The organism is Citrobacter sp. S46_ASV_140, from assembly GCF_018919545.1.
Lineage (GTDB): Bacteria > Pseudomonadota > Gammaproteobacteria > Enterobacterales > Enterobacteriaceae > Citrobacter > Citrobacter braakii.
This window is the reverse complement of record NZ_JAHLRC010000003.1, coordinates 101,779-113,570: the sequence shown is the minus strand read 5'-3', so window position 1 is coordinate 113,570 and position 11,792 is coordinate 101,779. Positions and strand designations below refer to the sequence as shown.

The 11,792-nt window shown below is 50.1% G+C and carries 11 protein-coding genes; 3 read left to right on the top strand and 8 right to left on the bottom strand.

Features of this window, described 5'->3' with window-relative positions; translation table 11 throughout:
• Nucleotides 1–23: 23 nt before the first annotated feature.
• Both rsmI and KQJ19_RS02200 read left to right on the top strand, forming a co-directional pair.
• The gene (gene rsmI / locus KQJ19_RS02205) at nt 24–887 is read left to right on the top strand and encodes a 16S rRNA (cytidine(1402)-2'-O)-methyltransferase (protein WP_016154652.1); all 864 of its coding nucleotides are present in this window, start codon (nt 24–26) and stop codon (nt 885–887) included.
• A gap of 2 nt (nt 888–889) precedes the next feature.
• Complete coding sequence (locus tag KQJ19_RS02200; RefSeq protein ID WP_200047076.1) at nt 890–1,903, top strand: Fic family protein; 1,014 nt, start codon at nt 890–892, stop codon at nt 1,901–1,903.
• On the opposite strand, the gene KQJ19_RS02195 is transcribed toward KQJ19_RS02200, so the two are convergent.
• From KQJ19_RS02195 to garD, 8 genes are all read right to left on the bottom strand, one after another.
• Nucleotides 1,900–2,673 carry a DeoR/GlpR family DNA-binding transcription regulator gene (locus KQJ19_RS02195; protein WP_003828620.1) on the bottom strand — a complete coding sequence of 258 codons (774 nt, stop codon included), beginning with the start codon at nt 2,671–2,673 and terminating at the stop codon, nt 1,900–1,902. The two genes, KQJ19_RS02200 and KQJ19_RS02195, sit on opposite strands and share 4 nt — an antisense overlap.
• A 111-nt stretch (nt 2,674–2,784) precedes the next feature.
• Nucleotides 2,785–3,828 (bottom strand): galactitol-1-phosphate 5-dehydrogenase, encoded by a 1,044-nt coding sequence (gene gatD / locus KQJ19_RS02190; RefSeq protein ID WP_016154649.1) that lies wholly within the window; start codon nt 3,826–3,828, stop codon nt 2,785–2,787.
• A 44-nt stretch (nt 3,829–3,872) separates the two neighbouring features.
• Nucleotides 3,873–5,246 (bottom strand): PTS galactitol transporter subunit IIC, encoded by a 1,374-nt coding sequence (locus KQJ19_RS02185; RefSeq protein WP_016154648.1) that lies wholly within the window; start codon nt 5,244–5,246, stop codon nt 3,873–3,875.
• 4 nt (nt 5,247–5,250) lie between these two features.
• Complete coding sequence (gatB, locus tag KQJ19_RS02180; protein WP_003828616.1) at nt 5,251–5,535, bottom strand: PTS galactitol transporter subunit IIB; 285 nt, start codon at nt 5,533–5,535, stop codon at nt 5,251–5,253.
• A 29-nt stretch (nt 5,536–5,564) separates the two neighbouring features.
• The gene (gatA, locus tag KQJ19_RS02175; RefSeq protein ID WP_019077770.1) at nt 5,565–6,029 is read right to left on the bottom strand and encodes a PTS galactitol transporter subunit IIA; all 465 of its coding nucleotides are present in this window, start codon (nt 6,027–6,029) and stop codon (nt 5,565–5,567) included.
• A 14-nt stretch (nt 6,030–6,043) separates the two neighbouring features.
• On the bottom strand, nt 6,044–7,315 hold the full coding sequence (gene gatZ, locus KQJ19_RS02170; protein WP_181220886.1) for a tagatose-bisphosphate aldolase subunit GatZ: 1,272 nt from the start codon (nt 7,313–7,315) through the stop codon (nt 6,044–6,046).
• 132 nt (nt 7,316–7,447) lie between these two features.
• Complete coding sequence (locus KQJ19_RS02165; protein WP_181220885.1) at nt 7,448–8,302, bottom strand: tagatose bisphosphate family class II aldolase; 855 nt, start codon at nt 8,300–8,302, stop codon at nt 7,448–7,450.
• Nucleotides 8,303–8,480: 178 nt separating this feature from the next.
• Nucleotides 8,481–10,052 (bottom strand): galactarate dehydratase, encoded by a 1,572-nt coding sequence (gene garD / locus KQJ19_RS02160; protein ID WP_216403294.1) that lies wholly within the window; start codon nt 10,050–10,052, stop codon nt 8,481–8,483.
• Nucleotides 10,053–10,455: 403 nt separating this feature from the next.
• On the opposite strand from garD, the gene garP reads away from it, so the two are divergent.
• Nucleotides 10,456–11,790, top strand: coding sequence for a galactarate/glucarate/glycerate transporter GarP (gene garP / locus KQJ19_RS02155; protein ID WP_003024898.1), 1,335 nt, complete (start codon nt 10,456–10,458; stop codon nt 11,788–11,790).
• The last annotated feature ends 2 nt before the right edge of the window (nt 11,791–11,792 follow it).

Below are 11,792 nucleotides of genomic sequence, written 5' to 3'. Positions count from 1 at the left end.
AAATCGGCAATACGGACGACACAATGAAACAACACGAATCGGCGGATAATTCTCAAGGCCAACTCTTTATTGTACCTACTCCTATAGGAAATTTGGCTGATATTACCCAACGAGCGCTCGAAGTTTTACAAGCCGTTGATTTGATTGCCGCTGAAGACACTCGTCATACAGGACTCTTGTTACAACACTTCGCGATTAACGCGCGTTTGTTCGCTTTACATGATCACAACGAGCAGCAAAAGGCCGAAACGCTGGTGGCGAAGCTTAAAGAAGGGCAAAACATTGCGCTGGTTTCCGATGCCGGAACGCCGCTGATTAACGATCCTGGCTACCATCTGGTACGGACCTGTCGCGAAGCAGGGATCCGCGTTGTTCCCCTGCCAGGCCCTTGCGCGGCGATTGCTGCCCTGAGCGCTGCAGGTCTGCCTTCAGACCGCTTTTGCTATGAAGGTTTTCTGCCTGCCAAATCGAAAGGGCGTCGTGATGCGATGAAAGCCATTGAGGCTGAACCGCGTACGCTTATTTTTTATGAATCTACCCACCGTTTGCTGGATAGCCTGGAAGACATGGTTGCCGTCTGGGGCGAATCCCGCTACGTGGTGTTGGCGCGTGAGTTGACCAAAACCTGGGAAACCATTCACGGCGCGCCGGTCGGCGAACTGCTGGCGTGGGTCAAGGAAGATGAAAACCGTCGAAAAGGCGAAATGGTGCTGATTGTCGAAGGACACAAAGCGCAAGAAGACGACCTTCCGGCTGATGCGCTGCGTACGCTGGCCTTATTGCAGGCAGAGCTGCCGCTGAAAAAGGCCGCCGCACTGGCCGCTGAGATCCACGGCGTGAAGAAGAATGCGCTGTATAAGTACGCGCTGGAACAGCAGGGGGAGTAACAGTGAGTACCTACCAACCACCTTTCGTCATCACTCCATTGATCCTCAATCAAGTCATTGAAATTGGGGAGTTGATGGGAAATTGGGCGGCGATGGCTGGTAGGGCATCTCCTCTTTTGCGCAAAGAGAATCGTATTCGCACTATTCAGGCCTCTTTAGCGATTGAGCATAATTCGTTGACTACGGAACAAGTCACCGCTCTGATGGAGGGGAAACGTATTCTGGCTCCGGCTAAAGATATACAGGAAGTCAGAAATGCGATTCTGGCCTATGAAAAAATGTCAGAGTGGAAAAGTGAAAGACTCTCCGATCTTTTACAGGCACATCAAATCCTGATGATGGGGCTTGTCGATAACCCGGGTCAATTGCGATCCGGCAATGTCGGTGTTTACAGGGAGAAACAGCTTATCCATATGGCCCCACCGGCGTCACAAGTTCTTCGATTGATGAATGACCTACTGGGCTGGTTAAAAACGACAGAGCTCCACCCACTGATTGCTGGTGCTATTTTCCATTATGAATTTGAATTCATTCATCCTTTTGCCGACGGCAATGGACGGATGGGCCGGTTGTGGCAGACATTAATCCTCCGTGAGTGGCGATCGGAATTGGCGTGGTTACCAGTAGAGACACTGATCCACTACCAACAGGATCGCTACTACCAGGTGTTAGGGCAGTGCGATCGGCAAAGTAGCTGCACGCCATTTATAGAATTTATCCTTGAAAACATCATCTCTGCTTTGCAAGAGGGATTGGGGAAATCATCAGCCCTGTCGGAAGAAATGTCGGAAGAAATGTCGGAAGAAATGTCGGAAGAAATGTCGCCTGATTTACTGGATATTGAAAAACGCATACTACAAATCTTGTCGAATCAGCCAGGCAGATCCGCCAAAAGTATCGCTGATGAGTGTGAAATCTCAGCCCGAACTGTAGAACGCTATCTGAAAGCGTTGCAGCTAAAAGGTAAACTGCAACGCGTTGGCGCGACGAAAGGGGGGCTATGGAGGGTAATTTAAACGACCAGCAGTTCAACCCCTGTTTTGGCCAGCGCTGATTTATCCTGTTTGCTGATACTGTCGTCGGTTATTACGCAGTTAATCTTCTCCATTGGAAGTACCTGATTAAAACCTCGTCGGTTAAATTTTGTTGCATCCAGTACGGCAATAACCTTATGTGCCGCAGCAGCCATCACGCTACTAATCGAATAGCCTTCGTTGAATGTCGTTATACCATTAGTGGCATCAATCCCGTCGGCGCCAACGAACATCAGGTCTGCGCTTATCCCTTGAAGGGAACGTTCAGCGATAGTGCCATGCATTGAATGAGTTTTGTGACGCACCGTGCCGCCGCAGACGACCAGCGTAATGTCTTTGTTTTCCGATAACGTAAACGCAGCGGGCAGGCTATTGGTAATAACTGTGATATTACTTTTTCGGTTTAGCGCCTCAGCGATCAGTAAGGTCGTGCTTCCGCTATCCAGAATCACGGTCATTCCTTCCTCGACCATTGCCGTTGCAGCCTGAGCGATCCGCTTTTTGGGATCGCTGGCAAGCTGATACCGGTCTTCTAATAATACTTCCTGATTGTCACCTTCAGCCAGATGGCTTCCTGGTTTTGCCGCACCGCCATGAAAACGGGTGACCAGACCCTTCTCTTCTAATAACCGCAGGTCGGCGCGAATGGTTACTTCAGAAATACCAAAGGTATTCGAAAGATCCATTACCAGTACGCTACCTTGCGTATTAATCAGGTCGACAATTTTATTCCTTCTCTCAAATGAGTTCATATTGATTTGCCTGATAATTTGACTGCCACTAGTTTAATCGAAGGATTGCGAAAGGTGAACGCTAAATTTCGAAAGTAAATGTGAGCCAGCGCAGGTTGCTGGCTCGTTGGGTCAGGAGAGTTTGAGCAGAATTTTCCCCTGCATCGGCGCGCCATTGAGTGACTTGACGGCGCTGGCAAAGCTGTCGGCATCACCACTGTGGGCAATTAACGGCTCAAGCTGTAAGCGTTTCTCCGTGAGTAAACGGGCAGCGGTTTCCCACTCTTCTCCAGGCCATGGGCTGGAATAGTTCATCCAACTGCCAAGGATGGTTAACTCTTTACGCAATATTTGCCCAAAAACACCTGAAGCTAGCGCCAGATCGTGATGCAGCGTACCGACTAATGCCAGTTGAGCGCGAGGTCCGGCAATTTCGATCGACAGAGTAACAGTTTGTGGGGTTCCCGCAGTCTCCAGGATGAGTTGGTCAAATTGAATGTTCTCCAGACCGGAGTGGATCTCGGTCGCACTCATCTCCCGACTGTTAAACACATAGGTTGCCCCCAGTTCTTTTGCTAACGCCAGCTTCTGCGGGTTGATATCAATCGCCGTGATGCTTTTTGCGCCGAGTTCGCGAGCACATTGCATTGCCAGTAAACCGATAGTACCTGCACCAACGATGATCACGTTTTTGCCTTCGCATCCCTGAGCGAGGTGAAAAGCATGCAGGCCAACGGTAATGGGCTCAATGAATGCGCCATCATCAATCGGCATTTCTGAAGGCAGGCGGAACAGGTTGGCGCGTTTTACCACCACATATTCTGCATTGCCGCCTTCGCTGCGCGATCCGACAAACTGATATTGCTTACACAATGAGAAATATCCACGCTCGCACTGAGGACAGTGGAAGCAGGGGAGCAGCGGTACGCAGGCAACGGCATCTCCGGGTTGTAGATCGGTTACGCCCGCGCCGTAAGACTCAACATAGCCACTGAACTCATGCCCAAGTGTGATTGGATAATAGTGAGCGCCATGATTGAAGACTCGGGGAATATCTGAGCCGCAAAGCCCTGAACTGACCACCTTGACCAGTACATCTTCATCAGTTTGTAGTTGTGGTATGGGACGTTCTTCAACGCGTACGTCGCCCTCAGCGTGAATAACCACTGATTTCATAAGTGTCTCCAGAAAAGTGAAGGGGAGCAAATGCTCCCCAGAAATTAAGATGCGGTCTGGCTTTCTGTTATGGCTGCCGCTTTTTCAGCCGCCACGAAATTACGCGCCCGACGCCAGGTCAGCAGTACACCCAACAGGTAAATAGCACCGATAATGATGAAACCCACCACGTTCTGCCAGGTGAAGAGCTGGATTAGCAGCCAGGTGATTGGGGAACCGCCCTGGTCCATTGAAGCCACCATGCCACCAGCTTTCAATGCGCCCGCATTGGCGGCTAGCTGGGTATGTAAACCAATGGTTTGCGTGGCTATCCAAAGGGTGATACCCATGATGATGACGCCGGAGATCAGCGTGCGGAAAAGGTTTCCCTGATGAACGGCTACCGCCATGGCGACAAAGAAACCAATGGTCGCGAGATCGCCGAATGGCAGAACCTGGTTTCCTGGTACCAGAACGGCAATCAGAATGGTCAGCGGGATAAAGATAAGACTGGCGGAAACCACCGACGTATGGCCGAGCAGTAGCGCAGGATCCAGGCCAATCAAGAACTCCTGTCCACCAAATTTTGCCTGCAGGCGCTTGCGAGCATGCTTTGCAATGGGAGTGAGTCCATCCATAATCGGTTTAATTACGCGTGGCATGAGCAACATAACGGCAGCTGTTTTAACCGCCAGTTGGAGCACAGCTTTAACGTCATACCCTGCCAGCATGCCGATCACTAACCCCATCACAAAACCGACGGTGACGGGTTCTCCGAAGGGGCCGAAGCGTTTTTGTACATCATCCGCACTGAAATGAATGCGGTTCAGACCTGGGATTTTTTCAATGATCGTATCAACCAGGACCGCTATCGGGCCCAGATATGCCGAGGAACCATGTGGAATGGCGATGCCTTCCAGGCCAAAAAAGTCGCGCGTGTCTTTGGCAAACCAGTCGCCCAGTTTGTAAACGAAGGCGGCATGAACAACCACACCGAGGATGCCCAACCAGTATGAACCGGTCGCCAGATGCAACATGGCGCCGGTAAACGTCATATGCCAGATATTCCAGATGTCGACATTCACCACACGGGTCATGCGGGTAACCAGCATCAGGATATTCACCCCAATGGCGACAGGAATCGCAATTAACGCAATTTGCGAAGCCCAGGTCATCGGTGATGAACCAGGCCAGCCGACATCGATGACGTGCAGGTTGATTTGAAACTGTTCTGCCATTGCTTTTGCGGCAGGTCCAATAGAGTCCAGCATCAGGCCGATTACCAGACCGATGCCGACAAACCCAATCCCGATATGCAGACCAGATTTAAAACAATCCCCGAGCTTCATTCCCAGCAATTTTGAGAAGATGATGATCACTAACGGCAGCATAACCGTTGGACCTAAATCGAGGATATAACGCATTATTTCGCTAAACATGGCGTTACCCCACGAGGATGGTCAGGATTTTTTGCTGCAATGCTTCGATACCCACGCCTGAGACAAAAGGCATGCCGTGAACCACCGGGATATCGCCAAATGTACGGTCAACGCGAGCCGTGGTACAAATGAGGTCTGCGCCGTCCATATAGGTTTCGATTTCTGTTACACGACACTGAACCAGGTCGAGTTGTATATTGTTGGCTTCACAGAGTTCTTTAATTTCTTCCGCAGCCATTGTTGAAGTTGCTACAGCACCGCCACAGGCCACAATTACTTTACGTTTCATAGGGTATTCCTTTTATTATCAGTTTTTTATCAAATCTGGGCACAGAGCTCAGACTCAAGGATTTTTTCCCGAAAGAGCATTGCCAGTTCTGCATCGGGCGCATTCAGTAATGCTTCAATGGTGTTCGGGTTTTGTAGCTCACTAAACAGACGACGCAGGAGCTTCAGTTGTGCCGTCGGGTTCTCAACGATTAAGGCGATAATTAAAGAGACGGCGATCTCTTCATCATCATCCGCTTGTTGAAAGTTGACCGGTGTATCCGGGCGAATCAGATAGATAGCAGGAGATTTAGCATGAACAGCTTCACAATGTGGAATCGCAACGGCATGACGTTCCAGCGCTATTCCAGTTGGAAAGGTTGCTTCACGCTCAATCAGGGCCTGCGGGTAGCTTTCGTGCACGACCCCTTTGGCCAGCATCTCCTCCCCAATATGTGTCAGCGCATGCTGACACGAGCTAAAGTTAATTCCTGTTCGGACAAAAAGTTGGCTCATATATTCTCCTGATTTCAGGCAAGTGCTGGTGCGCAACCAAAGCGATAGGCGCGCAGAACGTCCTGAATTTTGTCGATAATCAGATTGTGTGGCGTCGCGGTTAACGTTCCTTCAGACAGACGCTCAAATTGCACGGGCATAAATTGGCTAATTAGCCCCAGTGGTAAAGCGACGTCATTAAGATTGGTTATTAATTTCTCTACGCTTTGACGAATGCGGGGATGCGGCCAGTAGTAACGAATACGGTCGGAGAGACTGAAGTGAATATCAACCATCGCCTGACTCCAGGTTGGGCGATAGTATTTTTTCCAGTAGCCCGGTTCATTCAACATAACTTCGTCAATCACTTCCAATACCCGGCTTCTCTGCTCCGGAGATACCAGTTCATTTTCCATTTGCGCAAGGGCAAAAATAGCTTCACGCAGAGCGAAGGTGAGTGCTGGACCCACTTTCAAAATCGCATAGTGATCGCGTACCAGCGCACGGTATGCCTGGCGGGTTTGATAATCGGTAGAATGCGCTTCGTAGACCATTGGGGTCTCTTTGACCCAGGCGGAAAGCGCTTTTGCAGCTTGTGGCTGATAGTGAATAATTTGAGTGTGATCGAATTCGACGCCGGGCTGGACCACAATGGCGATTACGCGCGTTAACGCTTCTTCAAGCCCTAATGCACTGAAGGCAACCTGATGGGTTTCCAGTGTCCGGGCGGCATCTTCTTCACGTGTGACATGAACGCTACCGATGGTGGTGGCTTCTCCTCCTGGTACGGGAACTTCTGTGCCAATCACGTAAGTCAGTTGGCGTTTCTGTTCTTCGGTTGCTGTTGATTCTGCTGCCTGGCAAAGTATGGCTGCTCGCTGAGCAACAACCATCGGGTCTAGCGGTGTCGGATCGTCAGCGCAGGACATTGAAGCATCAAGATGGATTTTGCTGAATCCTGCGGCGACGTAAGCTTTAATCAAGGCTACGGATTTCTCCATCGCTTCTGCCGCTACTTCATTTTGCCAGCAGTTAGGGCCGAGGTGATCGCCCCCCAGGATCAGTCTTTCTCGAGGGAAGCCAATTTCTTGTGCGATGCCATAGACAAAATCACGGAAATCGGCGGGTTTCATCCCGGTATAGCCACCAAACTGATTAACCTGATTAGACGTTGCTTCGATCAGAACTTTACTGTCCGTATTGAGATCAAAGCGTAATGCGGATTCAATGACCAACGGATGTGCTGAACAAACAGAACAAATACCTAAATGTTCACCTGCTTTATGACGAGAGATTATTTCTTTCACTTCTATCTCCGATATCTTTTGTTTATCTTCATAATATTTTTGGATTGAAGGCAAAGGGTAAAAGCAGCTTTCGTGATCCAGCTTTAAAACAGACCTTTGCCAGAATTCATACAATTCATATTAATCAGTTACTTATAGTTTTCCTTCGCAACCGCAGTCGGCAATGACTTTACGTACCACTTCTTTCATGGCGGCTTTTGCTGGCACCATGTAATGCCGTGGGTCATTCGCATTGGTATGTGTACTCAGATAGGTTTTGAGTGCGCCAGAAAAGGCGATTTTGAGTTCGGTAGCGACGTTGACTTTGCAGATCCCTAAAGAGATGGCGCGCTTAATATCATGTGCTGGCAGGCCGGATGCGCCATGTAGAACCAGTGGAATATCAACGGACTGACGAATTTCTGTTAGCCGTTCAAAATCCAGTTTAGGTTCAGTGCTATACAGACCATGAGCCGTGCCAATCGCGACCGCCAGTGAGTCGATACCGGTTTTTTCCACGAACTCCCGAGCCTGTTCTGGGTGGGTATAAAGCGCATCTTTTCCGTCCACGATTAGGTCATCTTCTTGTCCACCCAACCGTCCCAGCTCAGCTTCAACGCTAACGTCATAGCGATGGCAGTAATCTGTTACGTGTTTAACTAACGCAATGTTGTCGACAAACGGCAGATGGGAACCATCGATCATGACGGAGCGAATACCTGTAGCGACTTTCTCTTCAATATCGGTGGCGCTTTCATGGTGATCGAGATGGATGGCGAGAGGATGGTTCCAGCATCTTGCCAGTTCACTGGCGATTGCAACGATATTACCGACACCGGCATAGCTAAAAGTGCCAGGCGTGCCGGCGACGATCAACGGAGAGCGTAGTTCGGCTGCTGTTTCCACGACAACCTGTAAGGTCTCCAGGTTGTGAATGTTAAACGCCGGTACGGCATAGCCTTCTCGCTGTGCCTTCTTCAGCATCATTTTGCTTGAGATGATAAACATACTTCCTCCGAAGTCTTTCGATTGCTTTCTTCGAAATAAAGTATAGGGTTTCGTAACGTTTTTTTGTGATTTCGATCTGATAAATGAAAGTTTCGAAAGAAAAGGGAGGGTTGCGAAAGTATATGGCGAAAAAAAAAGCATGCCCGAAGGCATGCTCATGAAGAAAAAACGTGGATAATCAGGTCACTGGCGCCGGGTTAAACACCGCCAGTTGGTTATGCAGTCCCCATTGATCCGAGAAGGTTTTCTTACGCCCGCTGGCGACGTCGAGAATAAACTCGAACAGTTTCAGACCCACGTCTTCAATGGTTTCTTCCCCGGTGGCGATGGTGCCTGCGTTGATGTCCATCAGGTCAAACCAACGGTTGGCCAGCTCGGTACGGGTCGCCATTTTTATCACCGGCACGGCCATCAGGCCGTACGGCGTACCGCGACCGGTGGTGAACACCTGCACGGTGATCCCGGAAGCGACCTGCTGCGTACCGCAGACAAAATCGCTGGCGGGTGTAGCCGCGTAAATCAGGCCACGTTTGGTTGGGCGTTGGCCCGGCGACAAGACTTCGACAATCGCGCTCTTGCCAGACTTGGCAATAGAACCCAGCGCTTTTTCCACCACGTTTGCCAGACCGCCTTTCTTGTTGCCAGGAGAAGGGTTGGCGCTGCGATCCGTTTTGCCCATATCAAGGTAGTTATCGTACCAGGCCATCTCTTCGAGCAGGCGTTTACCTACTTCTTCGTTAATCGCACGTGGGGTCAGAAGATGGATGGCATCGCGCACTTCGGTAACCTCAGAGAACATTACGGTGGCGCCGCAGCGTACTAACAGGTCGGAGGCATAACCGACCGCCGGGTTGGCCGTCACGCCTGAAAACGCATCGCTGCCGCCGCACTGCATGCCGACCACCAGTTCTGACGCCGGGCAGGTTTCACGCTGGCGTTGATTGAGTTTTGCCAGATGGCGTTCGGCCACCTGCAAAATATCGGCAACCATCAATTGAAAGCCAACGTGTTTTTCATCCTGCAGGCTGACGATGCTGGCGCTGTCGACCGGAATACTTTTCACATCGTGCGTACCTTCCAGCAGGCGCTCTGGCTGCAGTTTTTCGCAGCCGAGGCCAATGACCATCACTTCACCGCCAAAGTTCGGGTTTAGCGCAATATTGTGAATGGTACGAATCGGCACGATGGCGGCTGGGGCATTAATCGCCACGCCGCAGCCGTAAAGATGATTGAGTCCGACCACGCCGTCAACGTTCGGGTATTTTGGCAGCAGATCGCGCTCAATGATTTTCACCACATAATCCACCACGCCCGCCACGCAGTGCACACTGGTGGAAATACCGAGCAGATTCTTGGTGCCGACACTACCGTCTGCATTGCGATAACCTTCGAAGGTGTAACCTTCAAGAGGCGGCAGCGGTTCTGGCACTTTGGTTGCCAGCGGCAGCGTCTCCAGCGGCGGGGCCTTGGGTAGCTCAACCATTGATTCATCAATCCAACTGCCGCGTGGGATATCGCGAACGGCATAGCCTATCACTTCGCCATAACGCACGATTTCGCCGCGAACAGGAATATCCAGGAGCGCCACTTTATGTCCCTGGGGAATATGTTCAATGAGTTCCAGTCCGTCTGGAAAACGCGTCCCAGCTTTCAGACCATTGTCATTGACAATTATCGCCACATTATCTGTTTCGTGAACTTTAATATAAAACGCCGTTGGCGATTCTTGTCTGATTTCGATGTCGGCCATTGTCCAGTATTCTCCAACAAGGTGGTGATAATAGTGTGGATATTTATATTTTGAATCTAATTATAAGTAATAAAGATTCGGTATCGTGAAATAAGAATGTCAGGAGTTTATCGCCAAGAATGTGATGATGATCACTTAAACTTAGCAAGGCCGCCCCACCAGGGGTAGCAATACGTAAATGTGTGCATTAGCGCCCATGTATGTGTGCATATGCCCAAAACATTATTTTAATAACGCATGTTTAATGAGCGCTTGCACAATGATTAACGTTGCGCTGCTGATTATACTAAATCACGGTTTCATAGCGTCTGATAAATTATTATGCATTCTTATTATCAGTAATTTATCACCAGGAATATCTACCCAATAATAATAAAAATTTAATGTACCCGAGGTAATTAGAATGATTCTGGATACAGTTGTCGAGAAAAAGAAAGGCACGCACACCCGTTACTTAATATTGCTGATAATATTTATCGTTACAGCCGTTAACTATGCGGACCGTGCAACGCTGTCAATTGCCGGCACGGAAGTGGCGAAAGAGTTACAGCTCAGTGCCATCTCAATGGGGTACATTTTCTCCGCTTTCGGCTGGGCTTACCTGTTAATGCAAATCCCCGGCGGCTGGCTGCTGGATAAGTTCGGTTCAAAGAAAGTCTATACCTACAGCCTGTTCTTCTGGTCGCTGTTTACCTTCCTGCAGGGCTTTGTCGACATGTTCCCGCTGGCCTGGGCGGGTATTTCAATGTTCATCATGCGCTTTATGCTGGGCTTCTCGGAAGCGCCGTCCTTCCCGGCGAATGCCCGGATCGTGGCGGCCTGGTTCCCGACGAAAGAGCGCGGTACGGCGTCCGCAATTTTTAACTCCGCACAGTATTTCTCTCTGGCGCTGTTTTCGCCGCTGCTGGGCTGGCTGACCTTCGCCTGGGGCTGGGAACACGTCTTTACCGTGATGGGCGTGATTGGTTTTGTGCTCACCGGGCTGTGGGTAAAGTTTATTCATAACCCAACCGATCACCCGCGTATGTCGCAAGAAGAGCTGAAGTTTATCTCTGAAAACGGCGCGGTCGTGGATATGGACCATAAAAAGCCGGGTGATGTGAAGTCAGGCGGTCCTAAACTGCATTATATCAAGCAGTTGCTCACTAACCGTATGATGCTCGGCGTGTTCTTCGGACAGTATTTTATCAACACAATTACCTGGTTTTTCCTCACCTGGTTCCCGATTTACCTGGTACAGGAAAAAGGCATGTCGATCCTGAAAGTGGGCCTGGTGGCTTCGATTCCTGCGCTGTGCGGATTTGCCGGTGGCGTACTCGGCGGCGTGTTCTCTGATTATCTGATTAAACGTGGCTTCAGCATCACTCTGGCACGTAAGCTGCCGATTGTGCTCGGAATGCTGCTCGCCTCGACCATTATTCTGTGTAACTACACCGATAACACCACCCTGGTGGTGGCGCTGATGGCGCTGGCGTTCTTCGGTAAAGGCTTCGGGGCGCTGGGGTGGCCGGTGATTTCCGATACTGCGCCGAAAGAGATTGTCGGTCTGTGCGGTGGGGTATTTAACGTATTTGGCAATGTGGCTTCCATCGTCACCCCGCTGGTGATTGGGTATCTGGTGAGCGAGCTGCACTCATTTAATGCTGCGCTGATGTTTGTAGGGTGCTCGGCGCTGATGGCAATGGTTTGCTACCTGTTTATTGTCGGTGACATTAAACGTATGGAATTGCAGAAATAAAC

What these genes read in the sequence shown, in the direction of transcription:
- rsmI (WP_016154652.1), top strand. Translation starts at nt 24, where the DNA reads ATGAAACAACACGAATCGGCGGATAATTCTCAAGGCCAACTCTTTATT.
- KQJ19_RS02195 (WP_003828620.1), bottom strand. Translation starts at nt 2,673, where the DNA reads ATGAACTCATTTGAGAGAAGGAATAAAATTGTCGACCTGATTAATACG.
- gatD (WP_016154649.1), bottom strand. Translation starts at nt 3,828, where the DNA reads ATGAAATCAGTGGTTATTCACGCTGAGGGCGACGTACGCGTTGAAGAA.
- KQJ19_RS02185 (WP_016154648.1), bottom strand. Translation starts at nt 5,246, where the DNA reads ATGTTTAGCGAAATAATGCGTTATATCCTCGATTTAGGTCCAACGGTT.
- gatB (WP_003828616.1), bottom strand. Translation starts at nt 5,535, where the DNA reads ATGAAACGTAAAGTAATTGTGGCCTGTGGCGGTGCTGTAGCAACTTCA.
- gatA (WP_019077770.1), bottom strand. Translation starts at nt 6,029, where the DNA reads ATGAGCCAACTTTTTGTCCGAACAGGAATTAACTTTAGCTCGTGTCAG.
- KQJ19_RS02165 (WP_181220885.1), bottom strand. Translation starts at nt 8,302, where the DNA reads ATGTTTATCATCTCAAGCAAAATGATGCTGAAGAAGGCACAGCGAGAA.
- garD (WP_216403294.1), bottom strand. Translation starts at nt 10,052, where the DNA reads ATGGCCGACATCGAAATCAGACAAGAATCGCCAACGGCGTTTTATATT.
- garP (WP_003024898.1), top strand. Translation starts at nt 10,456, where the DNA reads ATGATTCTGGATACAGTTGTCGAGAAAAAGAAAGGCACGCACACCCGT.